Source organism: Acidobacteriota bacterium, from assembly GCA_016716435.1.
Taxonomy (GTDB): Bacteria; Acidobacteriota; Blastocatellia; order Pyrinomonadales; family Pyrinomonadaceae; genus OLB17.
Genome location: JADJWI010000001.1, coordinates 1 through 23579, shown reverse-complemented (window position 1 = coordinate 23579; position 23579 = coordinate 1). Strand labels below are relative to the sequence as shown.

At 51.3% G+C, this 23579-nt stretch carries 31 protein-coding genes and 4 pseudogenes; 18 read left to right on the top strand and 17 right to left on the bottom strand.

The features are described from left to right. Positions 1-60: 60 nt before the first annotated feature. The 5 genes from IPM21_00175 to IPM21_00155 form a co-directional block, all read right to left on the bottom strand. Positions 61-678 (bottom strand): winged helix-turn-helix transcriptional regulator, encoded by a 618-nt coding sequence (locus IPM21_00175; protein ID MBK9162344.1) that lies wholly within the window; start codon positions 676-678, stop codon positions 61-63. Next, positions 678-941, bottom strand: a complete 264-nt coding sequence (locus IPM21_00170; GenBank protein MBK9162343.1) for a DUF2024 family protein — start codon at positions 939-941, stop codon at positions 678-680. The genes IPM21_00175 and IPM21_00170 overlap by 1 nt, the downstream gene beginning before the upstream one ends. Positions 942-1013: 72 nt before the next feature. After that, positions 1014-1247, bottom strand: coding sequence for a thioredoxin family protein (locus IPM21_00165; GenBank protein ID MBK9162342.1), 234 nt, complete (start codon positions 1245-1247; stop codon positions 1014-1016). Positions 1248-1478: 231 nt separating this feature from the next. Then, positions 1479-1850: a nitroreductase family protein gene (locus IPM21_00160; protein ID MBK9162341.1), complete on the bottom strand. Its 372-nt coding sequence runs from the start codon at positions 1848-1850 to the stop codon at positions 1479-1481. Continuing rightward, positions 1847-2128, bottom strand: coding sequence for a nitroreductase family protein (locus IPM21_00155; protein ID MBK9162340.1), 282 nt, complete (start codon positions 2126-2128; stop codon positions 1847-1849). Before IPM21_00155 ends, IPM21_00160 begins: the two co-directional genes overlap by 4 nt. A 110-nt stretch (positions 2129-2238) precedes the next feature. On the opposite strand from IPM21_00155, the gene IPM21_00150 reads away from it, so the two are divergent. Continuing rightward, positions 2239-2454, top strand: coding sequence for a hypothetical protein (locus IPM21_00150; GenBank protein MBK9162339.1), 216 nt, complete (start codon positions 2239-2241; stop codon positions 2452-2454). 439 nt (positions 2455-2893) lie between these two features. Here IPM21_00150 and IPM21_00145 read toward each other — a convergent pair whose 3' ends face one another. From IPM21_00145 to speA, 11 genes and pseudogenes are all read right to left on the bottom strand, one after another. Continuing rightward, positions 2894-4195 carry a type II toxin-antitoxin system HipA family toxin gene (locus IPM21_00145; GenBank protein MBK9162338.1) on the bottom strand — a complete coding sequence of 434 codons (1302 nt, stop codon included), beginning with the start codon at positions 4193-4195 and terminating at the stop codon, positions 2894-2896. Beyond that, the gene (locus IPM21_00140; GenBank protein MBK9162337.1) at positions 4192-4542 is read right to left on the bottom strand and encodes a helix-turn-helix domain-containing protein; all 351 of its coding nucleotides are present in this window, start codon (positions 4540-4542) and stop codon (positions 4192-4194) included. Before IPM21_00140 ends, IPM21_00145 begins: the two co-directional genes overlap by 4 nt. A gap of 234 nt (positions 4543-4776) precedes the next feature. Next, on the bottom strand, positions 4777-5070 hold the full coding sequence (locus tag IPM21_00135) for a hypothetical protein (protein ID MBK9162336.1): 294 nt from the start codon (positions 5068-5070) through the stop codon (positions 4777-4779). Next, positions 5067-5351 carry a type IV toxin-antitoxin system AbiEi family antitoxin domain-containing protein gene (locus IPM21_00130; protein ID MBK9162335.1) on the bottom strand — a complete coding sequence of 95 codons (285 nt, stop codon included), beginning with the start codon at positions 5349-5351 and terminating at the stop codon, positions 5067-5069. The genes IPM21_00135 and IPM21_00130 overlap by 4 nt, the downstream gene beginning before the upstream one ends. A gap of 560 nt (positions 5352-5911) precedes the next feature. After that, entirely contained in the window at positions 5912-6439 is a 528-nt protein-coding gene (locus IPM21_00125; protein MBK9162334.1) for a hypothetical protein, read from the bottom strand. Positions 6440-6512: 73 nt separating this feature from the next. Further along, positions 6513-7070, bottom strand: coding sequence for a PDZ domain-containing protein (locus tag IPM21_00120; GenBank protein ID MBK9162333.1), 558 nt, complete (start codon positions 7068-7070; stop codon positions 6513-6515). Next, positions 7067-7246: a trypsin-like peptidase domain-containing protein gene (locus tag IPM21_00115; GenBank protein MBK9162332.1), complete on the bottom strand. Its 180-nt coding sequence runs from the start codon at positions 7244-7246 to the stop codon at positions 7067-7069. The genes IPM21_00120 and IPM21_00115 overlap by 4 nt, the downstream gene beginning before the upstream one ends. Next, positions 7215-7724 carry a trypsin-like peptidase domain-containing protein gene (locus IPM21_00110; protein MBK9162331.1) on the bottom strand — a complete coding sequence of 170 codons (510 nt, stop codon included), beginning with the start codon at positions 7722-7724 and terminating at the stop codon, positions 7215-7217. Before IPM21_00110 ends, IPM21_00115 begins: the two co-directional genes overlap by 32 nt. A gap of 208 nt (positions 7725-7932) precedes the next feature. Beyond that, on the bottom strand, positions 7933-8766 hold the full coding sequence (gene speB, locus IPM21_00105; protein MBK9162330.1) for an agmatinase: 834 nt from the start codon (positions 8764-8766) through the stop codon (positions 7933-7935). A 205-nt stretch (positions 8767-8971) separates the two neighbouring features. Beyond that, positions 8972-9907, bottom strand: a complete 936-nt coding sequence (locus IPM21_00100; GenBank protein ID MBK9162329.1) for a deoxyhypusine synthase family protein — start codon at positions 9905-9907, stop codon at positions 8972-8974. Between the two features lie 59 nt (positions 9908-9966). Continuing rightward, positions 9967-11884 (bottom strand): annotated as a pseudogene (speA, locus tag IPM21_00095) (biosynthetic arginine decarboxylase). Between the two features lie 317 nt (positions 11885-12201). On the opposite strand from speA, the pseudogene IPM21_00090 reads away from it, so the two are divergent. The 16 genes and pseudogenes from IPM21_00090 to IPM21_00015 all read left to right on the top strand — a co-directional run bounded on the left by IPM21_00090 (position 12202) and on the right by IPM21_00015 (position 22575). After that, positions 12202-12619 (top strand): annotated as a pseudogene (locus IPM21_00090) (prepilin-type N-terminal cleavage/methylation domain-containing protein). A 69-nt stretch (positions 12620-12688) separates the two neighbouring features. Beyond that, a complete protein-coding gene (locus IPM21_00085; protein MBK9162328.1) occupies positions 12689-12913 on the top strand; it encodes a hypothetical protein in 225 nt (74 codons plus the stop codon). Between the two features lie 58 nt (positions 12914-12971). Beyond that, positions 12972-13157, top strand: coding sequence for a hypothetical protein (locus IPM21_00080; protein ID MBK9162327.1), 186 nt, complete (start codon positions 12972-12974; stop codon positions 13155-13157). Positions 13158-13875: 718 nt separating this feature from the next. After that, complete coding sequence (locus IPM21_00075) at positions 13876-14217, top strand: hypothetical protein (GenBank protein MBK9162326.1); 342 nt, start codon at positions 13876-13878, stop codon at positions 14215-14217. Between the two features lie 479 nt (positions 14218-14696). Beyond that, positions 14697-17062 (top strand): annotated as a pseudogene (gene lon, locus IPM21_00070) (endopeptidase La). A gap of 17 nt (positions 17063-17079) precedes the next feature. Continuing rightward, positions 17080-17658, top strand: coding sequence for a YihA family ribosome biogenesis GTP-binding protein (locus IPM21_00065; GenBank protein MBK9162325.1), 579 nt, complete (start codon positions 17080-17082; stop codon positions 17656-17658). A 388-nt stretch (positions 17659-18046) separates the two neighbouring features. Then, positions 18047-19295 (top strand): annotated as a pseudogene (rho, locus tag IPM21_00060) (transcription termination factor Rho). Between the two features lie 108 nt (positions 19296-19403). Further along, positions 19404-19997 carry a glycogen/starch synthase gene (locus IPM21_00055; protein MBK9162324.1) on the top strand — a complete coding sequence of 198 codons (594 nt, stop codon included), beginning with the start codon at positions 19404-19406 and terminating at the stop codon, positions 19995-19997. Between the two features lie 91 nt (positions 19998-20088). Beyond that, on the top strand, positions 20089-20823 hold the full coding sequence (locus tag IPM21_00050) for a glycosyltransferase (protein MBK9162323.1): 735 nt from the start codon (positions 20089-20091) through the stop codon (positions 20821-20823). Next, the gene (locus IPM21_00045; GenBank protein MBK9162322.1) at positions 20808-21170 is read left to right on the top strand and encodes a GNAT family N-acetyltransferase; all 363 of its coding nucleotides are present in this window, start codon (positions 20808-20810) and stop codon (positions 21168-21170) included. Before IPM21_00050 ends, IPM21_00045 begins: the two co-directional genes overlap by 16 nt. After that, positions 21083-21379, top strand: a complete 297-nt coding sequence (locus IPM21_00040; protein ID MBK9162321.1) for a GNAT family N-acetyltransferase — start codon at positions 21083-21085, stop codon at positions 21377-21379. Before IPM21_00045 ends, IPM21_00040 begins: the two co-directional genes overlap by 88 nt. Before the next feature lie 76 nt (positions 21380-21455). Next, positions 21456-21674 carry an adenylosuccinate synthetase gene (locus tag IPM21_00035; GenBank protein ID MBK9162320.1) on the top strand — a complete coding sequence of 73 codons (219 nt, stop codon included), beginning with the start codon at positions 21456-21458 and terminating at the stop codon, positions 21672-21674. Beyond that, positions 21649-21999 carry an adenylosuccinate synthetase gene (locus IPM21_00030; GenBank protein MBK9162319.1) on the top strand — a complete coding sequence of 117 codons (351 nt, stop codon included), beginning with the start codon at positions 21649-21651 and terminating at the stop codon, positions 21997-21999. The genes IPM21_00035 and IPM21_00030 overlap by 26 nt, the downstream gene beginning before the upstream one ends. A gap of 4 nt (positions 22000-22003) precedes the next feature. Beyond that, positions 22004-22270: an adenylosuccinate synthetase gene (locus IPM21_00025; GenBank protein MBK9162318.1), complete on the top strand. Its 267-nt coding sequence runs from the start codon at positions 22004-22006 to the stop codon at positions 22268-22270. Continuing rightward, entirely contained in the window at positions 22194-22430 is a 237-nt protein-coding gene (locus IPM21_00020; GenBank protein ID MBK9162317.1) for an adenylosuccinate synthetase, read from the top strand. The genes IPM21_00025 and IPM21_00020 overlap by 77 nt, the downstream gene beginning before the upstream one ends. Then, positions 22405-22575 (top strand): adenylosuccinate synthetase, encoded by a 171-nt coding sequence (locus IPM21_00015; GenBank protein MBK9162316.1) that lies wholly within the window; start codon positions 22405-22407, stop codon positions 22573-22575. The genes IPM21_00020 and IPM21_00015 overlap by 26 nt, the downstream gene beginning before the upstream one ends. Before the next feature lie 157 nt (positions 22576-22732). Here IPM21_00015 and IPM21_00010 read toward each other — a convergent pair whose 3' ends face one another. Next, on the bottom strand, positions 22733-22933 hold the full coding sequence (locus tag IPM21_00010) for a hypothetical protein (GenBank protein ID MBK9162315.1): 201 nt from the start codon (positions 22931-22933) through the stop codon (positions 22733-22735). A 144-nt stretch (positions 22934-23077) separates the two neighbouring features. On the opposite strand from IPM21_00010, the gene IPM21_00005 reads away from it, so the two are divergent. Continuing rightward, positions 23078-23248 carry a hypothetical protein gene (locus IPM21_00005; protein MBK9162314.1) on the top strand — a complete coding sequence of 57 codons (171 nt, stop codon included), beginning with the start codon at positions 23078-23080 and terminating at the stop codon, positions 23246-23248. Positions 23249-23579 lie beyond the last annotated feature (331 nt).

Here is a 23579-nt window from a genome sequence, read left to right as displayed (position 1 = left end):
ACTGAACGAGACTGCGGGTCTTGTTGCTTCGGATCCAACCGCAAGGCGAGTATTTTGAGGTTATGGTGTTTGTGCTTTAACCGGTGGAATATGTTCTTCACAGTCAGTCCTCAGTTCTGCTTCCGCGAGTTTTTGATTGAGAAGCCGGCAGAAATGTCCGTTGTCTGAATTGTAAAATTGGCAGGTTGAACACATTCTTTGGATGGTGATGATTCCGGTTTGATTCAGATGACGGATGATGTCCATCAAGCCTGAGAGCAAAATTTCTTTGGCGGACGCAGGTAATTTATCAATCGGAATTTGTATCTGATCGGCGAAAAACGAGGTTTTTTTGGCGATTCCCTCGCCGCTTTCGGTTAGTTGGATAATGTAGCTTCGGGTGTCGTGCGGTTCGTATTCTTTTGCGATAAGTTGTTTTTGTTCGAGCGTTTTAACGCAATCGCTGATGGTCGCTTTGGTCATATTGAACTCATCGGCTAAATAACTGACCTTTCGTTTTTCGCTCGAATGATGGAGCAAGAAGATCAGCACTTGAACCTGGATCGGACTGAGCGAAAACTCTTTGCTTTGGTTCCAGAGCAAAACCCGAAACGCCTGCGACACTCTTTCCAATGAAGCGACAATTTTACCTTCAACGCTTTTACTTTGATTGCTGAGATCAAACGGCGAGCTTTTCATTAGTTACAATTTTCCATCTCAAGAATAAAATAACCTTTTTGTTCGATTGCTTCCGCCCATTGCGGTCGGACGGTTTCAACGTGGCAAAAATTGCATTCGCTGGCGGTTAACGGCTGATTGTCCTGACCTTTCTCTTTCAAATATTCCAGGCCGTAATTATAGATCACGCTGCTGTCCTTTATTTCCGCCGGAGCAATAATGTCGAAGTGCATAATGCTTCCGTCTTTTTTTGTAACGTACGTATCCCAAACTGCTGCTTGCATAATTTTCCAGTTCCTTAGAAATCGAACGCCCTATTGAGTTGCTCAATGCCGTAACTCAATAGGGCGAACTCACTAGCCTTTGACATCAGCCATAGACGCACCGAAATTGATGTGAAGAACATTCCCGTCTGGCGTAACCAAAGCCGGAACCGATTTCACGCCGGCTTTTTCCGCTTCGTCAAATCTCGACATATCTTCTCCAAAATGAACGATCTCCACCTTGTCCGCACCAACCAAATTAACGATGTCGTGTTCCGCGCTAACGCAAACAGGACATCCCGCATGATAGAAAATTGATTTACTCATATTTTTTACTCCCTTTTAATTGAATTGCTTACTCGTCAGCTTGATAGTAGTTAGGACTCCTAACGATGTCAAGGGCTGGTGGGATTGCGTAAAAAGAGCGAACGAACCTAAACTGCGAAAATGAGCTTCGACCCGCGGAAGGTTAGAAAACGCCTGAAATGTCCCAAGAATGCGGTGACGTTCTTCCAAAGATCGTCAGGAACGACCGCGGCCTTCTTCGACGACGCTACGCTAGATCACGTGCATGATCTCGTCGAGGGGTTTTCGGTGGATGTCGGGGACTTTTGCGTTGTCGGCGGGACAGCCAACCGGTATTAACGCGAAGGGAACCTCGTTCTTGGGTCGTTCGAGGATCTCCTGAAGAAACTTCATTGGCGAAGGCGTGTGTGTGAGGGTTGCGAGCCCCATATTGTGAAGGGCGGCGAGCAATAGTCCGACAGCGATCCCGACTGATTCTTGCGAATAATACGTCGGTTCGCTTTCGCCATCCTCCACTATCGTCGTGATCCGAAATACGACAATCAGATACGGTGCGATCTCGAGAAACGGTTTGTGTTCGTCGGTGCCGAGCGGTGGCAGACGACGGAGCCATTTGTCGCTCATTCGATTGTGATATCCGCAGCTTCACGTATCTTTCGCTTGACCTCAGCGTCACGAACTACGACGAACCGCCACGGCTGTAAATTCGCCCCCGAAGGCGCCGCCCCCGCCGTCGCGATAGCCCGTTCGATCAGTTCGATCGGCACATCCCGATTCGAATACTCGCGCACCGTTCGCCGCCGAGCGATCAATTCAAAAAAACGCTGCCCACGGTCAAACTGCTCTTCGGGCTCAACCCCTTCAAATTCAAGCGGAATGAATTTTGGTTCAATACTCTCCATAAAAACCCGTCATTTAGCAAAAAGCCGGCATAGTTCCAAAAAAACTTGGCGATTCCACGCCGACAGTCGTTGTCCATTCGACTTCGCCATCGGCCATGACATCGCGTCCGATGACTGGTCTGCTCAACGCCGTAGATGATCGGGGAGTCAAACTTCGCGATCTAATTTTTACACCAATTGCCGATAATAACGAGCTGCAACTATATGAAAAATCTAATCTTTCTACCGCCCTGATCCCAAATCTGCTGTTCCTGATGATATTCGCTTCGCCGCTCTCTGCTCAGAAGCTATGCCCGTTGCTATCAGCCATCGAGCCTTTCGGTTAAACGCCTTGAGTTCGGCCCTTTTCCCGGGCCTTCCGACTTTCAGCCAAATTTCCTGGTAGTACCCTCGGGCCGACACTTGCCGAGCCTGTTTGCTCTCAGATGGGGACAAAGACCTTTACATTTAGCAGGATAAATACTGGACCCAGCTTGCTGCTGATGTTTCCGAGGCCGAGACGACGTTGGTGGCAACCGCGCAACGTCCGGTCACCGAGGCAACCCTCAACGGCCCACCACGCGAACCGGCGTGTTCCGTAGTGGTTCGTCCACGGCGACAAAGATAAGAACATTCTGCCGAAAGCATTGGCATTCATGGCTGAACGGCCAAATCGAAAGGGACTGTCGTCATCACAGGGGGGCACATGTCGCGATCATCTAAAATGCTTCCGCCGTCGCGGGATTGATCAAACGAGCGGAATGGATGATCGGCGGTAGTAATTTGTCAGATTGACGACAACTCCAAACGCAGATTCTCTTGGATCTGCGTTTTCCACGATTCGGTAACTTTTGCGGTTTCGGCAAAATCCGGCCATCTTTCGACTGCCTTTCGGACGTCAGCAACGATTGACTCTGCACGACCGCGTTTAAGGGAAACCGCCTCGGCGCAAGCCCTAAAATCACTAATCGAAAAACCATCCCGTTTACCGTTCATGGTCATCTGGTGACTCGATGTCCATACTCCGGACGGATTAAAGCTGTAGGCTACATCAAAAGCGGGAGCAAGAGACCATTTGCCCTCTTTATCCATCAGAAAAGCAATATTCTTGACATGATCGTCCTGATTTCTAGCAAGAATGTTAAATGCCATTCGACGAAACATCTCCTCGATAGCTGATGTCGGGAGTTTAAGTTGACGCATGATCAGCATGGCTTGTTCGTAGCCATAGGCACCGGCATTGTTGAAGTCAAAATGAGCTAGACCGCTCAATGACAACATGTGAATCTTTTCGCCGTTCTCGAGACGGTCGAATCGCTTTGTCATGAAATGCCGTCTGCCGTTTTCTTCGAGCAAGCGGCATTCGCTCATCTGTATTCCTGCCTCGAGTGCCATCAGATAGTAGGCATACTCGATCGCTCCATAGCCCTGTGGATCGGCAAGTTCTTTGTCGCGGTTTCCTGTGACGCCGTCGAACTTTAATAGCCAATATTCAAATCCGTCGCCGGCTTTTCCTTGTCCAGACCTCACTTCATTAGTTTTTCGATTCCACGCGATCACCGCTTTGGCCCGGGCACCACCCGCGGAGGTTCCTACGCGAAGGATATCCCTGAGAGAATCAGGATCGTCAAAAGTAGTATCAAGATTGTTTCGTTGGTTCAAAACGTCGGAAGCCAGATTGACTAAAGCGTCAATCTCGATCTTACGAGAGGCCATCTCCTTGGGGCCTTTGCTCGGGAAAAACTCGAGGGCGCCCATACCACGTGAGCCCGTGTAGCAGAGCCTTTCCACCGCATTAAAACTATCAGGGGATCGGCCTTGCGTCGCGAGCCAGGCGTCCATGAGTGCGTTGCCAAACTTATCCGGGAGTGAATCAGCTAGCAAACCCGGTAAGCCGTGAAAGGTCGCTCGTGGCAGTTCCGGGAACACGTATATGGATCCAGTCAGCGGCATCACGATCGGTGAGACCTCGATGCCGCTTTTCATAAATTCCGGTGCGTACTCAAAGGCAGCCACATCGCTGCCGTCCTCAAGCGAAACAGCCCCGATGGTGCGGCCCCAAAGCTTGACCTCAGCCAGCGTTGTCATGACTCATCCCTCCAACTCCAGCCCGTTCCTTTCGAACTTCGTGACTCTTTGGAGGAAGCTCGTCGTCGCTTTTTCCCTTGAAGTTTCAGTTGAGCAATTGGGCTTGGAACGGGTTCTGGGAAAAGTGCCTCTAAACGTTGCTGTAGTCCTAATGAGCGCAGGAGCCGAATTAGGCTTGTAACTTGTACCGATTCGCCTGCCTCTAGCCGTTCAACGGTTCGCTTAGACACGCCCGCTTGCTCCGCAAGATTTGCTTGGGTGAAGTTCTGATTCAATCGAATCATTGCAACACGTTCTCCGATTTCTTTAAGTATCGCTTGATCGGTCGTGTTTGTGTCGAATCTCATAATACGTCAATTATGGCGAGTAACTATGGTAGTGTCAATATATATCGGCAAATATGGCGAGTAAAGTGCCACGCATCTTCAGGAGTATGATATCGTCATTAATAACGAGTTAGGGCCGATTTTAGAGGCAGCTCGCTAATTTCGGCGAAGTGTAGCAAATATTCGACTATCTGGTTTCTGACTGAGATTATGTGGAAACCGGATCGCCAACTGGAAGTGCCTTTTCTTTGGTGGTCAGGGCACGATGACCTCCAGATACTTGGCTAGTACCGATTCAAGCTCAAGTTCTCTTGCTGCTTTTGCAAGTTTTGCTTCCGTAGTTCTTCTTGTTGCAAGAGCTTCTTTGGCGGCCTTTATTGCTGTTCGTTCACCTATTTTTGTGATGAATTTAAGAGCCTCTAGTGCCGCCCTTTCGACTGTGACGATTCGATAGCCCTTTTCATCTATGATCTGTTTGTCGAGCCTTGTTTTTGTTCGAATCAGTCTATAACCATTTTCTCGGGTTCTTTTCTCCGGAGGGACCATCATCCATATTTCTCCCGGAACCTGCTCGGCAAGGTTGTAATGATATAGAGCTGAAAGACCACCGATTGCTGAACCGAACCAAACTTTGAATATGCGATCTGGAATCCTACATCTTTATCGAGCGACGTCTTCGGATGAAGGTAGATTCCACGATCAAGACGAACGAGGTCCTTTGCAGCGACAAGCCTGGATATGTCTTGCTGACTAATTCCCGCAGCCTTGCCCTGAGCCAGTGTAAAGACCCCAAGTTTCTTTAACTTTAGTACCTGATCCTTACCCACCATTAAAGTATTGTGGTGCAACGTGACATTTGTCAATGAATAATGTCGCGATGCACCCATCTGAGAAAGGTTGGCAGTTCAGATAACATCGCTCAAATATATAAAATAGCGGTAGGCGAGAGGGGCAAAAGTAGTGAAAACCGGATATCAATTTATTGGTGTGTTAATAAGCCAGAATGACTTAGGAGACGGGGTTTCGTCACATTTGTTTCCCGAAAATGTCGCAAAACACTAAACAGAAAAATTAGTGTTTATTTTCGATCAGAATGTGTTATTTTGTTGTTCTCGCCAGTGTTATTTATCGACGTTCTAATTGGGAATAATCTTGGTAAGTTGGTTGCAAGATGGTTGCACTTTTCCCGACGCAAACCTACTTAAAGCTTATAAGCGACAAGCAAGTTGCCGATTTTGATTGGTTTTGAGCGATTGTGAGAACTTGCGATTAACCCTCAGGTTGGTTGGGGTGCGAGAGGTCGTGAGTTCAAATCTCGCCGTCCCGACCAAACTCATATGCCCGCTGCCGTATCGAGGCTGCGGGCATATTTCGATAGGACGCAGCAGTGCTATATCGATGGGTTGTTTTCTTCTGCTGATTCCGGCATTTCAGCAACGTCGTTCTTAGCCCCGTCCTTCGGCGGATAGATCCTGTTCGATATCTTTACCAATACAAGCTGGTCAAGGAAAACAACGGCGCCGAAACCGACACAAAGCATCAGCGCCAGAAACGGGCCAAGTATATAACTGCCGGAATCGAGATCGTTTGCGCGTAGGAACGACGTCGCAGAGACCGAAAGCCAAAAATACTTGATGACGACAAAGACACCGAAGTACAAGAACGTTGTCCACAATGCCCAAGCCCGCAACGTGCGGGCAAGAACGAAATTCGCGATCACGAGCAAAACGACCGTCGTTAACCAAAGAAAGGTCCAGCCGATCGCATCAGAAGTATCAAAACCGGCAATTGCCGCGGTCGGTGAACCGATACTTCGCAGCCAGCTCCACGAATAATAGGTGATAGATGCGAGTATCAGCGTAAACGCAGCCAAAGCGGTGATATAGACCCTGTTCCACATATCCGAGATATTTAGCACATAAGGGGCGAGAAAACAAAAAAGCCGTCGATCTGACGGCTAAGAGAGCGATCGTGAATTTGTACTTCCCCGATCAACGCGGCCGAACGGTCATGAATATCGTCGATCCTTTTCGCGAAACAAGGAGCAAGACCGGCTTGGCGCCGGCATTCTGCAACGCCGACTCGACCGCCTCGGGTGTCGTAACCGGCTGACGGTTCACTTCCAGCAAAAAATCCCCCCGGCTGATGCCAGCGTCGGCCGCAACGCCGTTCGGGTCGACCTCGAGGACGACAAGGCCTTCGGTCTCAGTACCGGAACCGAATTGTTTTGCGATCTGCGGCGTGATCGGCTGCAGCGTCAGCCCGAGCTTTCCTCCCGGAGCCGATCGTTCCGGTGCATTGTTCTCGTTGTTCTGCATCAGGGCGACCGATGATGTTTCAGTGTCAAATTCGTCGAGAGTGGCGGTCAGATCCTGGCTGGTTCCGTCACGCAGGATCGTTAACTTGATCTCGGTTCCCGGCAGAGTTCCGGCGACCTTATTGCGGAGCACGTTACCGTCATCGATCTTGTCACCGTTGACGGCCGTTATGATGTCACCCCGCTTGACGCCCGCTTTCTCGGCCGCACTTCCGGGCCGAACGTTGCTCACGAGATGCCGATCAATTCGGCATTAAGATTGACCAATGCTCCGCCCGAATTCCCACGATTGATCGGGGCATCGGTCTGCAGAAAATCTTCGAAACTTCCGTCGCTCAGGCCGGTACGTCGGCCTTTGCCGAAATTATCCCGGCCGTCACGGTCTGTCCGATGCCGAGGGATTTCCAATCGCAAGCACGATATCGCCGACGCGCACCGAATCGGAATTCCCTAGAGTCAGGAACGGCATGTTCTGAGCCTCGATCTTCAGAACCGCGAGGTCGCTTGGCTTGTCGAGACCGACAAGCTTCGCCTCAAACGTCTTGTTGTCATTCATCAAGACTGTGATGCTGTCGGCACCATCAATGACGTGAGCATTCGTTAGTATCGTGCCGTCCGCACTTACGATCACGCCCGAACCCATGCCGCGTTCGACCGGCGGACGCTGTCCGCCGCGAGGCGATGGAAGCTGTCTGAAAAACTCGTCGAAAGGCGACTGTGGTTGCGGCTGTTGGGCCTGAGGCGGGCGATTGCGTTGTTCGGCTTCGATACGGACAACGGCCGAAGATGTCTTTTTCAACGACGTCCGCGTACGATGTCCGAACGCCATCCACGACCAGCGGCGGCGGTGGAGCTGAAGGCTGAACAGGAATTTCTCCGGTTTCACCACCGCTCAGCAGACCGGTCTTGCAAGAGACCGTTAATACAACCAAAACAAGAACTGAAAGCGAAAGGAACCGATTAAAACTCATTGATTCTTCTCCAAATAACTGTAGGCAGGATTTTACCGCATCCCACGGTAGCTTTTAAACTCTCGTCCTGCTTTACGACGCGCATTCACAAAGTTTCGCGAAAACTTGATCCGCAAGAGCCGTTCACATCATTCCGGTGACCTTTGGCGTTTCACCATCGAAGATATAAGCAAGCGTTTTGTATACCAGTTTTGAACAAAGGAACGCAGGAGAATCGTATGATTCGACGTAGGAATATTCGACGAGATCCATACCGACGACGTTCTTCTTTTCGGCAAGCTTGCGTATCAACGCCAACGTTTCGTACCAGCCTAATCCACCCGGTTCCGGTGTTCCGGTCGTAGGAACAATGCTCGGATCCAGTCCATCTATATCGATCGTCAAGTAAACGTTTTCGGTCAGGCCGTCGATCGCTTCATCGATCCAGTCCATTTTTCCAACGATGTCGCGAGCCCAAAAGATCTTTGTTGGCAAACCATCTGCGATCGCACGGGCTTCGTCGGCCGAAATCGAACGAATCCCGACCTGCACCGAAGGGATACGGAGATCTTTCACGACGCGGGCCATGATCGAAGCATGCGAGTGCGGTGTGCCGTCATATGTATCGCGGAGGTCAGCATGGGCGTCGATCTGCAAAACACTCAGGTCATGATATTTCTCGGCATGAGCCTTGATTATCGGAGCCGAAACCGAGTGCTCTCCTCCAAGCATGCAGACGAATTTTCCGTCGCCGAGCAGTTCTTTGGAGAACGAATAAAGCTCGTCCATCATCACTTCCGGTGAGGGCCGCGGTTTGAATTCGTCAAGGGTATGGATACCGATCTTATATACTTCGGAATCGGTCTCGTCGTCGTAAAGCTCCATATTACGAGAGGCATCGACAATGGCCATCGCTCCGGAGCCTGTACCGGTACCGTATGAGACCGTACCCTCATACGAGACAGGGAGAATCAGCACACGTGCAGAATCAAAAGACGAGAATTGCTCCTCGTCTATTCCACCGAAATTCATTGGCAAGCTGGCACTTTCAGACATATCTTATGGCACATCTATCGAAAGGTCTTTGCCCGCAAAGCTGAAATTCGGCCGTTTGCGACCTTTCATGAATTTTGCTGCTGTTTGCGAAAGAGCGGTAATTATCATCGGCAATGCGATCGATGGGTCACTTGGGGACGTAGGCGGTCGTGGCTCCACGATGGAGTTTGCCGAAAACCTCGCGGTGTGTGCCGCCGAACGATGGTGTACGCGTTTCCAGCGGAGCGGAATCGGTCGTGATCGAGATCGCATATTTGTGGCCGCGGGCGGTTGTCCGAGTAATGTAAGACGACACTTCGCCGATATTGACCATGTTCTGAGCGTTAATGCTGCCTAGCGTGATGATGCCCGAATTCCGCGTTTTTGCGATCTGCATCATTTCCATCGTATCCTGCGTCGTATCAAAAGTTAACTGCAGTTTCTTCTCAAACTTTGCACGTGCGATCCCAACCGAAAGCTCGGTTCCGGCGATGTCGGGGCAAAAGACCGGGATCCGGGATTTGTAAGCAGCGGTCATAATGCCGTCTTCGTGTGCGATCTCAGCCAATTCTCGGCCCATCAGGTGAAGAAACTCACGAACGGAATACGACCGCGTCGTTTCCAGCTGATTGATGACGCTGCCGATCCATTCATCGGCTTCCTGGTACTCGTCTCGATTAGCAAGCGTGTCACCGATACGTGCTACATCAGCAGCTTCAAGTTCTTCATCGCTCATACTCGGATGCGCCTGATAATGATTGCGTCCAAGTGTTTCGTGTATGTCGTGGTACAAAACGGTGCCGGACATCACAATGACGTCGACGAAACGGTTCTTGATGACATAAGCCATCAACCGCCGCATTCCGGAAGGGATCAAGTTTCCCGAACCGCAAAGGTAAATCGTCGAGTTGTCGTCGAGCATATCGAGCCAGATCCGGTGGGCTTCGGCCAACTGGTTTTGCACCAAAGCCTGCTCCTTCCATTTTTTCCAAAGGCCCGCGACCGAACGGTCACGGTCGATGGGAACCGGCTTTGTCGGCACGGTCAGGAATTTTGAGGCCTTGGTCTTCTTTTGAGCTACCATATTTTCTCCAAATCAATAAGTTTGCAAATATTCAAAAAATCGTTCGAACGGTACCGATCTCATTCAGTGCCGTTAGGCAAAAGGTATGTGTAACTTTCACCTTGAGTTTCGTAAAACTCGATAAGCTGATTGCCCTCTTTTGTCGAGAGGTCGCCGTCTTTGATCCTTTTCATCACCGCCCGGCGAAACTGGTCGTGCAGCTGGTCGGTATCATAACGCACAGCGCCGAGTGCATCCGCAAGCGTCGCTCCGTAGATCACTTTGCGGATTATGCGCCATCTTCGCCGATAAAGATGTGAGCTTCGTGCGGGACGCCAAAAAGGTTGTGATTATTGCCCATCACTTCCTGGTAGGCCAACGAGCATCATTGCCAAATAATACGGCTCGTTCGGAGTTAGCTTGTGAAGCTCGAGGACCGGCTTTACGTCATGAAGATCCACGAATTTGTCCACAATGCCGTCAGAATCGCACGTGATATCACAAAGGGTAGCATATTCCGTCGGCTTTTTGTTGAGTTTATGTATTGGGATTATTGGGAATAGCTGTTCAAGGTTCTAATTATCAGGCATCGAACGGAAAACTGAAAAGTTGGCCAGATACTTGGCGCACATCAGCTTCCTAAGGTCGTTGAACTCTTCGGATACATACTTTTTCAACTGGGCAAATTGATCTGCCTTTTCGCAAATATCCCAAAACAGAACTTCGCCTTTTCCCTTGTCCTCAAGAGTGATGAGACCGAGATTGAACATCGTGAAAAGCTCCTCACGGTGTTCGAGAGCGTCATGATAGTATTCGCGATAGTTCTTGCTCGTGATCGTTTCGCGTAAGTCATGCAGTTCCTTAACGACCTGAGGATCGTCGAGATCAACGGTCATCGGTGAAATATCTTCAACGACAGTCTCGATCTCGTCCTGAATGTTGGTCACAAGGATCGCGTGATAAGCAGAAAGGTATCTCCCCGATTCCTGGATTATTGTCGGGTGAGGTACATTCTCGTCTTCACAGACCATCTTGATCATGTAAATCACGTCGTTGGCAAACTCCTGAGCATTGTAATTTGCCGAGGATTCGAATGATGTTCGCGAACCGTCGTAGTCCACGGCCATACCGCCGCCAACATCGAGATATTCGATCGGTATACCCATCTGATGGATCTTAGCGTATGTCCGCAGCCTCTTTCATCGCATTTTTTATGCGTTTGATATCGGTAAGTTGCGATCCGATGTGAAAGTGGAGCAGGCGGAGCATGTCGACCCTGCCGGCTTCCTGTAATTGCCGAATCACATCAAGGATCTCTGTGGTGGTAAGACCAAACTTAGCGGCTTCACCGCCGGATTTCTCCCACTTTCCCGATCCTTTCGAATAGAGTTTGACACGGACACCGATCATCGGCAGTTTTGTTTCCGGGTTCTCGTTCGTTTCTTCCGCAACAAGCGAGGGTATGGGTCAACTCGCTCATCTTCTCAATGACGATGACCACGTTCTTGCCTGCTGCCGCTCCCGCGAAAGCAAGTTTGACGAAATCACGGTCTTTGAACCCGTTGAGAACAAGAAGGCTGTCCTTAGATTGCTCAAGCGAAGAGCCGCATACAATTCGGCCTTCGAGCCAGCCTCAAGCCCAAAGTTATATCGCGAACCTTCGCGAAGGTACTCTTCTACGACTGCACGATTCTGGTTTACCTTCATCGGATATACGCAGAGGTGGCCGCCTTCATAATCAAACTCCTTGATCGATTTCTTGAACGCTGACTGAAGTTTCCGGATCTGACCAAAAAGCAGTTGTGGAAACCGAAGCAGTACCGGTGTGTTTACGCCCCGTTTACTTAGGTCGTCAATTATCTCCTTTACGTCCGCGGTGAGGTTTTCGTTTTCAGGTGATCTGACTACGAGGTTGCCTTTTCGATTTACGCCAAAATATCCGGCGCCCCAATTATCGATTCCGTAGGTCTCGATCGTCTGTTCGATGATTGAACTCACTTTTAGTTACTCCGGACGAAAATCTAAGTTGTCTGAAAAAGCAATAAAAACTATAAGTGTATGAAAAAACGAACAAAAAACAAATAGGTCAACGAAACAAAGTTTTTACGCCGATAGTTGCGTGCCTTAGGCGTTCGAAGTTCTGGCACGTCCCTTGCAAACTCGACTGATCTGAGTGCGGTCGTTAGTGGAAATCACCGCCAAAAGTCAGCAAATATGGGACTTCTTGTAGATATTTTCAGAAATTGATAATCATTCTGGCAAAAATGGTGGCAAAAAGTGTCACACGATTTATTCGGAAGGAATTTGAGGTTGTTATGAAGAATAGTCGAAATGAAGGGTTTTCATTGATCGAATTATTGATAGTGGTGGTTATTGTCGGCGTGATTGCGGCTTGCTGTGCCGTCACTCCGACGGGGTATCCGTGCGGCCGAGAACGGGACCACGTTCGCAACAATGCGGACGATCTCGTCGGCTCAAGTTGGATTCTTTTCGCGGAATGGCCGATTTGCCCGTGTATCCGAGCTGAACAACCAGAGTTCGACGGTATTCGGTACCACAGCCGGCGATAGGGTCGTCCGGGGACGTTATACATTCGAGATGACACCCGTTACTCCGACCGATGCCGAGTTACGAAACTCATTTACTCTGACCGCTACTCGAATGGTCACCGATGACACGATCTACAAATACGAGTTGACGCAATCAGGGGAAATTGTACAAATTTTGCCTTAAGTCCTCACACCGTGTTCTCCCACACCCTTATTTCCCGCCGTAAGACCCCGCCCCACCAAGGTGCAAAAAATGAATGTTTTCGAAGACCTCATTGAAGAACTAAAAGAGGAAAACCTGCTCGAGGAGACTGTGATCGACATCGAGCGGTCGAAAGTTAGACCTCTCGCGATCGAAGAGGTGCCCGCGGAGACCGACCCGATAGCTGATACGGAGGAAGACTCGTTCGCATTTGCAGAATCTGACGGTTCTCGGATCAGACGTTCAGCCCGACATTGTTCCAGATCCGATCATTGAGAGCGGGAAGTTACACCGGATGACGATGACGACGACGTGGTAGAACCGGCTATTGCCGATGCCTGAAATCGCGAGATCGCTGAATCCGCGAGACTTTTTCCGTAAACGAGCGGTCGACGAAGTCTCGAGCATGCAGATGGTCGAAGACGTACTCTCCGGCGTTGAACGCGAACACATGAAGGTCGTGCCGAACCTTACGACGATCTCGAAGCAAAAAAGGCCTTACATCGATTTCTTCAGGTAACCGACGATCCGCAATCGGCGGCTTCGGCTGAAGCGGAATATCAGTTACTTCAGGAAACGCAGAATTGGTATTCTGCGCTCGCTGAACGTGACAAAGCGATATCCGTAGCGAATATCAGACGCTTTTGGAAAACTCACGCCCGGTGCTGAGTTCGCAGGCATTGATGGCGCTTGCCCGGTTTTATCGAAATTCGCCTTTCAACGAATCTGTCCGAGGAAGTTCGATTTCGTGATGACACGCCTTTTGCACGCGAGGTCGATAGCGAAAAAGCGTCTGCTGTTGTTTGGCCGTAAGGAAATGATCGGCCACATAAAGACACTCTACGAAAACTGGTCGAGCATCGAGCTTTTTCACACGAAGAGAACCAAGCCGAGATCGCACCCGTTGTTGCGAAATTCACCCATTTTGCTGGCGAGGCAGAACATTCCGAGTCGCTCGATGCGCTGCTGAAAACCGACATTTTTGAACGTATCAGGGTCTTCAAAGAAGACATCGGCGAACTGTTCTTTGCACCGGAGGTCGCTGCGGCCGCGATCGATTGTAATGTGCGCGTAGGAATCGATTCATCGACCTTATCGCCGCAGCGCGCGGAAGTCAGCCGGTTGCCGAGATCGAGGAAAAGTACGGATATAGCTACGACCAACTGATCTCGAACACGACGGGCAAGACCCTGCTTCTCGTTGATCTCCTCCGCGGGTCGGACGACTTAGACGCGGACATGGATGAGATCGATTTTACGTCTGCGATCCCTAATACTCCGGCTAAGCAGGCGACCAAAGCCAGTTCAGATCGGTCAAGCTTGAAATTTGAGCTTTTCGGTGTGAACAAGTGGTTTCTTGCAGCCACGATCCTGATCCTTCTCGTAAGCGTTGGAGTTTACGTATGGGCCGATATGTTCGCGGGAAGCCAGGCCAATGCGGTGGTCGCGAAAGACATTGATATCTCCGCCACCGAGCTCAAACAACACCTGCGGATGGCACGGGCGACAAATGAGACGCTTTACTGCGTGATCGAACCGTCGTGGGATGGCCTTAACGAGGACGCACAAAAGAATTTCTAAAGAAGGTTCTCGATTTCGCGGGGAAAAGAGGATTGAAAAAAGTGAACCTTCTTAACTACAAAGGACGATCGGTAGCATATGCTGCAGAAGACAGGCTCGAACTCCTCGGCCCATCTTGATGCTTTTGTTGCGCAATATTGAAGTCCCACACTCGGAGGCGGCAATTTGCCGCCTCATTTTTTTAACTGCTTTGAGTAGATGTGCGATCGTTGAAACCCGTGAGATCCGACCCACCTTGTAGGATCTGTGCTTCAACAATTCGCTCGAAAAAAGAAAATTTGTCCGAATCGTATTTTACTTGAGCGAACACCGGAATTCCGATGCTTAACCGCGACCACTTTTATTGCAATTCTTTTTGGATTTTGCGTAAATAGAGGTATTGCAAAGTTATTCGCCCGAGATCAACCGTACACTCAGATATTCCGATTTTGTATGCAGGAATTCACCGACCAAATGCCCTCGGACATCAAGCTCATCCGATGGTTCCGATTCGTGACGTAGTTATTTTTCCCTTATACCAAGGTTGCTTTCAAAATAGGGCGACCAAGCAGCGTGAAAGCTCTTGAAGAAGCAATGACGGGCGAGCGTGATATTTTCTCGCGACCCAACACGATGCGACGATCGACGAACCGCAGGCCGACCAGATCTATCCGGTCGGGACGCTTGGCAGAATACTCCAGGCTCAGCGACAGGAAAATGGTCAGATCAAAGTCGTTGTAGAGGGTCGCGAACGAGGTCAATCGGTCAGGGTCGAGCAGGATTCCGAGGGTATGTTCTTTGCCCATGTCCGAAAGATACAATCGACCGATGAATCGGGATTCAGGACCGACGGACTGCTGCAGAAGATCCATACATTGGTTGAGCAGTTTCTGCGTGTTTCGCCCGATGCTTACACCGACGCTTTACACGCATCGCTGCGAGGAATTTCGGCAGCACAAATCGCCGACGCGATGTCTTCACATCTCCGCATCGGGGTCGAAGAGAAACAGGAACTGCTCGAGACGTTCTCGGTGTCGGCGCCTTCAGAAACTGATCGACATTCTTGAGGCCGAGATCGAGAAACGTCAGCTAGATCGCACGATCCATTCGCGAACGAAAAGCAGATGGACAAACATCAGCGTGAGTACTACCTCAACGAGAAGATCAAAGCGATCCACAAGGAACTCGGCCGAAAGGACGAAAAAGCCGAACTCGAAGATCTAAAGAAAAAGATCGAAGATGCTGGCATGACCGAAGAGGCACGTGATAAGGCCCTGCAGGAATTCGCACGACTTGAAGCTATGCCGCCGATGTCGGCCGAAAGTACGGTCTCGCGGACGTACCTTGATTGGCTGATAAACGTGCCCTGGCAAACGAGATCTGATGAGATCGACGATCTGATACAGGCCGAGAAGACGCTGAACGAGGATCACTACGGTCTTGAGAAGATCAAAGAACGGATCTTGGAATTTCTCGCCGTTCGTCAGCTTGTGAACAACCCGAAAGGAACGATCCTGTGTTTTGTTGGGGTTCCGGGCGTCGGAAAGACGTCGCTCGGAAAATCGATCGCAAATGCGACCGGACGAAAGTTCATGAGACTCGCACTTGGGAGGCGTTCATGACGAGGCCGAGATCCGCGGACATCGTCGGACGTACATTGGTGCATTACCTGGCCAGATAGTTCAGCTGATGAAGCGTGCGGGAACGGTTAACCCGGTGATCCTGCTAGACGAGGTTGACAAGCTAGGCCGCGATTTCCGCGGAGATCCGAGTGCAGCACTGTTGGAGGTCCTCGATCCGGAACAGAACAACACATTTCGTGATCATTACCTTGATGTCGACTACGACCTCTCGAACGTGTTCTTCATAGCCACAGCGAATGTTTTGCACACCATTCCACCCGCTTTGCAAGACCGTCTTGAGATACTCAACCTATCGGGGTACACCGAGCGTGAAAAACTTGAGATCGCAAAACGCCATTTGATCTCCAAGCAGTGCGAGAATACGGGTATCGATCCTGAAAAGGTAAAATTTACTGATGACGGCATCCTGGAAACGATACGTCATTACACACGTGAGGCCGGAGTTCGAAATCTCGAACGTGAGATCGGTTCTTGTCTTCGAAAGATCGCGAGGAAATATGTCGTCTCTGACACTAAGGACGATTTTAAGGTCGTCATCGACGCCGAAAAAGTTCGCGAACTGCTCGGGACCATCCGTTTCCGCAAACAGGACATTGCCCGAAAGAGCGAGATCGGGCTCGTGAACGGACTCGCCTGGACCGAGGTAGGCGGCGATGTTCTCCAGGTCGAGGCGACGCTTGTTGCCGGTAAAGGCGAGGTTACTCTAACCGGTAAACTCGGCGAGGTGATGCAGGAATCTGCACGTGCTGCTCTGACGTGTGTTCGTTCGAGGGCCGAGGAACTTGGGATCAACCCGAACGATTTTCGCGAAAAAGATCTACACATCCACGTTCCGGAGGGTGCGATCCCGAAGGACGGCCCTAGTGCCGGCATCACGATCGCGACGGCGATGGTCTCGGCGCTGACACGTACCAAAGCGCGCCACGATGTTGCGATGACGGGAGAGATCACGCTTCGCGGTAAGGTGCTCCCGATCGGCGGTGTGAAAGAAAAGCTGCTCGCGGCCCATCGATTCAGCCAAGACGCTGATCCTATCTAAAGAGAATGAAAAGGATCTTGCAGACGTTCCAGAAGAGGTTCGCGAAGACCTTACGATCCACACTGTCGATACCGTCGACGAAGTACTCCGGTATGCACTTGAACCGACGACATCCGAAACAGTCATTACTGCGGCACCGGTTTGGGAAGTAGATAAGAACCCGGCAGATATTTCACGAATGTAGAGTAAGCTTGATCGGGAATGAAAATAGCCTCAGCCGAATTTGTCAAAAGTGCCTTCGAACGCAGCCACTGGACGGATGACGGACTTCCAGAGATCGCATTTCTTGGACGGTCTAACGTTGGAAAGTCGTCGCTCCTTAATTCGCTATTGCAGCGAAAAGGGCTTGCAAGGACATCCAATACGCCCGGCCGGACCCAAAGCATCAATTTCTTTTTGGTCAACGGATCGTTCTATTTCGTCGACCTTCCCGGATATGGTTTTGCGCGCGTTTCGAAAACAATGCGTTCCGACTGGGGCAAGATGGCAGAGGACTACCTCTCCGAACGCGAAAACCTCGCTCTCTGTATCCAGTTGGTCGATTCGCGACACGATCCGACGCAGCTTGACCTGCAGCTCTACGAATGGCTGATGCATCGCGAAACGCCATACCTGGTCGTAGCGACAAAGGCCGATAAGCTGTCGAATAATCAATTCGCGAAGCAACTGCAGATCATAAAGGCGAAGATGCCAGGGCCTGAGGTGATCGGGTTCTCAGCTGTCTCAGGTAAGGGCCGCGAGGCACTTTGGTCAGAGATCGATTCGTCCGTAAAAAGTTAAAAAAAGAGTTGCTTTCTTGCTGTTAATGTAGTAATAAATAGGTATTCCCTAAAACTCGAGGGTTGACGGAAGAGCGCGTCGCTCATTTCTGTTGCAATACTACATACATATCCATACGAATTTCTCCGCGTTTGATTTTCAAATCATTTCGAATGGCATTCCGGTTTGATTTAGTTTGAAACTACAAAGCGTTGGAACTCAACAACGTTACTCCGACACAAAACGGAAACAAAAATGGCAACCAAAACCACCACATCCCGCAGGTCGAAACCGGAAAGGCCGGACGAAGAATCGACCGAGTCTGAATCGGTCAAATCGACCGAAGAAACCAGTCGATCAAAACAGCTCAAAGGCGTCGAACAGCAACAACAATGCTAATGGCGACCTTCTGAACCTTGCCGATCTAAAGGACATGTCGATCAGCGAACTCACCCATATCGCCAAAGAAATGGGCATCGAAGGAGCGACCGGCCTGCGAAAGCAAGAGTTGATCTTCAAGCTGCTCGCTGCTCAAACCGAGAAAAAGCGGGCTGATCTTTTCGGAAGGTGTCCTTGAAACGCTGCCCGACGGCTTCGGATTTCTTCGTCGCCCTGAGTATAACTACCTCCCGGGCCCTGACGACATCTATGTAAGCCCCTCGCAGATCCGCAAGTTCGATCTTCGAACCGGCGATACGGTCTCTGGCCAGATACGTCCGCCAAAAGAAGGCGAGAGGTATTTTGCATTGATCAAGGTCGAGGCGATCAATTTCGAAGCTCCCGAAACATCGCGTGAAAAGATCTTTTTCGACAACCTCACACCGCTTTATCCTGATGAGCAGTTGAAGATGGAGGTCGGTCCGGAGAATATTTCGGCCAGAGTGATCGATCTCGTCACGCCTATTGGTAAAGGCCAGCGTGCCCTGATCGTTGCACCTCCGCGTACGGGTAAGACAGTTCTGCTTCAGACAATTGCGAATTCGATAACCGAGAATCATCCTGAGGTCACGCTGATCGTTCTCCTTATCGACGAGCGACCGGAAGAGGTCACCGACATGCAGCGTTCGGTCAGAGGCGAGGTCATCTCGTCGACCTTTGACGAACCGCCGACGCGTCACGTCCAGGTTGCAGATATGGTGATCGAAAAGGCCAAGCGTCTTGTCGAACATAAACGCGATGTCGTCATCCTTCTCGATTCGATTACGCGTCTCGCACGTGCCCATAACGCTGTTGTCCCGCCATCCGGCAAGATCCTTTCAGGCGGTATCGATTCCAACGCCCTTCAGCGTCCCAAGCGTTTCTTCGGAGCGGCCCGCAATATCGAAGAAGGCGGTTCGCTGACGATCATCGCAACGGCCCTGATCGATACCGGCTCGCGTATGGACGACGTGATCTTTGAAGAGTTCAAGGGTACGGGCAACTCTGAGATCCATCTTGACCGCCGTTTGTCCGACAAGCGTCTCTTCCCGTCGATCGACCTCCAGCGTTCGGGTACGCGTAGGGAAGAACTGCTCTTGAGCAAAGAGGATCTCAACCGCATTTGGGTCATGCGTCGGGTTCTCAATCCGCTTTCGCCGGTCGAGCAGATGGAAGTGGTTCTGGAACGCCTAAGCAAGACGAAGACCAACGCCGAGTTCCTCGCGTCAATGCAGACCTAGTGGCCTGCCGCGTCATTATGGCCTTCCTGATCTTGCGGGCCAGGTCAACGAAACGGAGAATGCGGTACGTCCGGGTTCTCCATTTTCAATTTTCGGTTCGAAATTCGTATGCGTGTAGCGGTCATATCTGCCGAGGCGGTTCCTTATTCAAAGACCGGCGGTCTTGGCGACGTTGCGGGTGCATTGCCCAAAGCGTTGAAAGCCGTAGGCATCGATTCGGTGCTCATCACGCCCTGTTACTGGCAGACGAAAGGCGAACATCTCTGGAACACTGCGTTCGATGATCTGGCGGTCGACTGGAAAGGTGGAATTTATCCCGCCAAGGCGTTTCACAGCGAAGCGAATGGTTCACCGACGTTCCTGATCGACGCTCCGTCGCTGTTTCACCGCGATTCGATCTACGGTTTTCGGGAGGATCACGAGCGTTTCGCGTTTTTTAACCACGCCGCGCCTGTCCTGCTCAAACGCCTCGGCACACCGCCCGATATAGTCCATTTGAACGACTGGCATTGCGGATTCGCGGCTGTCGAGCTTGCTTCGGCGAGACGGCACGATCCCTTTGGCGAAACACGCGGACGGTCTTTTCGATCCACAATATGGCTTACCAGGGCGGCTTCAGTTCCGAAGAGCTTTTTAAGTTCGGCTTTAGCAGCGACCTCGCACGCAACGCTTTCGCATTTAACGGTTACGCTTCGGCGATGAAGGCCGGCCTCGCGGTTTCTGATACGCTCTCGACCGTTTCCCGCCGCTATGCCCAAGAGATACAGACGCCTGAGAATGGTTATGGCCTCGATTGGCTTACCCGGCAGCGTGCATCGAGGCTGATCGGCATCACCAACGGCGTCGATTACGAGGTCTGGGATCCCGCGACCGACGCCGAGCCCCGGCAAATTACAGTATCGACGACCTCAGCGGCAAGCTTGTATGCAAACGCGTCCTGCTCGAACGCTTTTCGCTGCCTGTCGATCTCGAACGCCCGATCTTTGCCAATATCACCCGCCTCACCGCACAAAAGGGTATCGATCTGATGATGCAGGCCGCCGGCGAGATACTTGCTGCCGGTGCGTATATCATCTCGCTCGGTTCAGGCGAAAAGCAGTACGAAGATTTCTGGCAGCGTCTGCGTGATCACGCTCCGCATCAGGTCGGTGTCTATCGCGGATACAGCGAACCGCTTGCCCATTTGATCGAGGCCGGAGCCGACCTCTTCATGATGCCGTCCAAATTCGAGCCATGCGGCCTCAACCAGATGTACAGCCTGCGTTACGGCACGATACCCGTCGTTCGTGCCGTCGGCGGCCTTGACGATACGGTCCAAAATTGGGACGCCGTCCATTCGACCGGCAACGGCTTCAAGTTCGGCCCTTACAACGCTCAGGCATTTGCCGAAAGCATCTACGAAGCCCTCTTCGCCTACGCCGATCCCGAATCGCGTCTCCGCATCCAACGAAACGGCATGGCGATCGATAATTCATGGGAGAACGCGGCCCGTAAATATGTCGAACTATATTCATGGACGCTGAGCTGATCAATTTACTCGTGGTCGATCACGAGATCACACTACGTCGCCTGGAAGAGACCGACGTTGATCAAATGTTCGGTCTGGTCGACAGCAACCGCCAACATTTGCGGGATTTCATGCACTGGATGACACCGGACTATTCGATAGAATCGGCACGTGAGTTTATTCAGAACGCAAAAGATGCAGTCTTGGCACGTAAGGCATTGAGCTTTGGTATCTTTCGAAAAGACAAATTGATCGGTGCTGTCGGGTTTGTACAGTTTGACTGGAATTCACGCAAAGCGAGATCGGGTACTGGATCGACAAGGCTGAGGAAGGTCAAGGTATCATTACGAGATCCACTGCTCTTTTGATCGAATATGCATTTGAAGAATTGAAGCTAAATCGCATCGAGATCCGTTGCTGGCCGAGAACACTAGAAGTGCCGCGATCCCAGAGCGGCTTGGATTTCTACGGGAAGGCCGGTTGCGCCAATCCGAGTATCGCAACGGCAGGCTTCACGACTTCGATGTGTACAGTCTCCTCGCGGACGACGAACGTGTTTGGTAGAATGAGGGGGTGATCCCTAAAAGGCGTACGCGTTCAAAGGTTTTGGAGAGAATGATTTCGCCCTGACCGAGGTCTGGGCTGCTGCAAATATGATCATTGTGATAATCGGTGCCCAGTGGGGCGACGAGGGAAAAGGAAAGGTCGTCGATCTGCTCGCAGATCGCTTTGACATCGTTTCGCGGTATCAGGGCGGACACAATGCGGGGCACAGCGTCTATGTCGGCGATAAGGCGTTCGTGCTACGGCTGCTGCCTTCGGGCATCATCCACCCAGACAAAACGTGTGCTTGGCAACGGCATGGTCATTGACCCGAAGGCATTTTTCGAAGAGGTCGATCAGATCGGCGAGCAGGGCATCGAGGTAACACCCGAAAGGCTGAAAGTCTCGGGCCGTGCGCACCTCGCAATGCCTTATCACCGTGCATTGGACCACACATCCGAAGAACGCCTCGGCAATGAAAAGATCGGGACGACGCTTCGAGGGATCGGGCCGGCTTACGAGGACAAAGCGGGCCGCCGCGGCATCCGTGTCGCCGATGCGATGTCGCCCGAACTGCTGAAACTTCGAGTCGAACGCATCTCGAAGAAGCCAACCGCATTATCGTCCTTTCGGCAATCAGCCGCTCAGGGCTGACGAGATTCTCGACGAGATCACGCCGCTCGTTGAAAGGCTCAGGCCGTTCGTCTGCGAAACCTCGCACTTCCTTGCCGAAGCCGTAAGCGAACAAGAAGATACTTCTCGAAGTACGGCGACGCTGCTTGACGTAGATCATGGGACATATCCGTATGTCACATCGTCAAACCCGACGGCCGGCGGGGCTTCGGTAGGTGCGGGCATTCCTCCGCACCATATCACCGGCGTGCTCGGCATGCGTTCGTACATATGCGACACGCGCGTCGGGTGAAGGGCCGTTCCCGACCGAAATGATCGACGCCGAAGAAGGCGTGGCAGATCTCATCAGGCAGCGTGGGAACGAATATGGTTCGGTGACCAAACGTCCGGAGGCGTTGCGGTTGGTTCGACGCGTTGCTACGCGATATGCTGCAGAGCTGGTACGGTTTTGATTCGATCGCCCTTACAAAAGCTCGACGTGCTGGACGAACTCCGGATGAGATAAAGGTCTGCATCGGTTGTGAGATCGACGGACGCCGTGTGGACACCTTTCCGGCCGTTTCGCACGACCTCAGGAACATCAAACCGGTTTTTTGAGACGTGTAAGGGATGGCGATCTGACACCGTCGACGACCGAGTTCGATGGAAAACTGCCGGGCAAAGCAGGAATACGTAAGGTGTCTTTCGGATCAGATCGGCGTTGAGGTCGGCCTTCGATCTCGACCGGTCCCGAACGCGATCAGACGATAATACTTCACGAATCAGTGATGGAAGGCTGGTTCAAGACTGAGATGAGCGAGGTTCTCGAGGTGAGGATCGTGACGTTTGACCAGTCGCTGGCAAAGGCTTCGCCGACCTCAATTACGAGTGGATCGAGCGATTCTTCGTCGTTCAGAAACACGACCGCGAGATACTCGAACGCCCAAAAGAACTCGTTATCGACCGAGGAGGGCAAATATTCTTCGCAATGATCGGCGACCAGGTCGCGGGAACGGTCGCGTTGATAAATGCGGACAGCGGTCGTTTGAACTTGCCCAAATGGCCGTCTCGCCTGCCTTTCAGGGCAATGGGATCGGCGACCGTCTGATCGAAGCCTGCGTTGGAGACGCGAGCATCGGGCAAGCGGCGGCTATTCCTGCTTTCGAATACCAAACTCCGGCCTGCCATCATTCTCTATCGCAAACATGGCTTTACCGAGACGATGCTCGACGAACGTTCGCCCTACGAACGAGCCGATATTTGCATGGAATTAGACCTCGCGACCCATTGATTTACAAAATCATCTAACCACAGACGATGACCGACACCTTCTAACGATAGTTACTTGCCATCGAACGGCTCAGATTGTACAATTTCGAATTCGGTCGGGAACGACCCGGCAAGAACGTGGTCCGATAGCTCAGTCAGTGAAACAAATGGCTTTTAACCATTGGGTCCCAGGTTCGAGTCTGGTCGGATCACCATTATCTACAGCAGTTGACCAACTTCGGCGCCAGCCTTTCTGCTTTACGCACCATTTACTCACCTTTTCGAATCAATACGGGTTTTCTTCGGCAAAGTCTGCGTTTTAACGATCTTAACGCTGCGATTTCAGATGCGAC

Coding starts and splice junctions, on each gene's coding strand:
- IPM21_00065 (MBK9162325.1), top strand. CDS start 17,080: ATGAAAATAGCCTCAGCCGAATTTGTCAAAAGTGCCTTCGAACGCAGC.
- IPM21_00155 (MBK9162340.1), bottom strand. CDS start 2,128: ATGGAGAGTATTGAACCAAAATTCATTCCGCTTGAATTTGAAGGGGTT.
- IPM21_00175 (MBK9162344.1), bottom strand. CDS start 678: ATGAAAAGCTCGCCGTTTGATCTCAGCAATCAAAGTAAAAGCGTTGAA.
- IPM21_00165 (MBK9162342.1), bottom strand. CDS start 1,247: ATGAGTAAATCAATTTTCTATCATGCGGGATGTCCTGTTTGCGTTAGC.
- IPM21_00075 (MBK9162326.1), top strand. CDS start 13,876: ATGGATGAGATCGATTTTACGTCTGCGATCCCTAATACTCCGGCTAAG.
- IPM21_00150 (MBK9162339.1), top strand. CDS start 2,239: ATGACTGGTCTGCTCAACGCCGTAGATGATCGGGGAGTCAAACTTCGC.
- IPM21_00130 (MBK9162335.1), bottom strand. CDS start 5,351: ATGGTGGGTAAGGATCAGGTACTAAAGTTAAAGAAACTTGGGGTCTTT.
- IPM21_00015 (MBK9162316.1), top strand. CDS start 22,405: ATGCTGCAGAGCTGGTACGGTTTTGATTCGATCGCCCTTACAAAAGCT.
- IPM21_00085 (MBK9162328.1), top strand. CDS start 12,689: ATGAATGTTTTCGAAGACCTCATTGAAGAACTAAAAGAGGAAAACCTG.
- IPM21_00160 (MBK9162341.1), bottom strand. CDS start 1,850: ATGAGCGACAAATGGCTCCGTCGTCTGCCACCGCTCGGCACCGACGAA.
- IPM21_00055 (MBK9162324.1), top strand. CDS start 19,404: ATGCGTGTAGCGGTCATATCTGCCGAGGCGGTTCCTTATTCAAAGACC.
- IPM21_00035 (MBK9162320.1), top strand. CDS start 21,456: ATGATCATTGTGATAATCGGTGCCCAGTGGGGCGACGAGGGAAAAGGA.
- IPM21_00100 (MBK9162329.1), bottom strand. CDS start 9,907: ATGGTAGCTCAAAAGAAGACCAAGGCCTCAAAATTCCTGACCGTGCCG.
- IPM21_00145 (MBK9162338.1), bottom strand. CDS start 4,195: ATGACAACGCTGGCTGAGGTCAAGCTTTGGGGCCGCACCATCGGGGCT.
- IPM21_00170 (MBK9162343.1), bottom strand. CDS start 941: ATGCAAGCAGCAGTTTGGGATACGTACGTTACAAAAAAAGACGGAAGC.
- IPM21_00080 (MBK9162327.1), top strand. CDS start 12,972: ATGCCTGAAATCGCGAGATCGCTGAATCCGCGAGACTTTTTCCGTAAA.
- IPM21_00140 (MBK9162337.1), bottom strand. CDS start 4,542: ATGAGATTCGACACAAACACGACCGATCAAGCGATACTTAAAGAAATC.
- IPM21_00135 (MBK9162336.1), bottom strand. CDS start 5,070: ATGATGGTCCCTCCGGAGAAAAGAACCCGAGAAAATGGTTATAGACTG.
- IPM21_00045 (MBK9162322.1), top strand. CDS start 20,808: ATGGACGCTGAGCTGATCAATTTACTCGTGGTCGATCACGAGATCACA.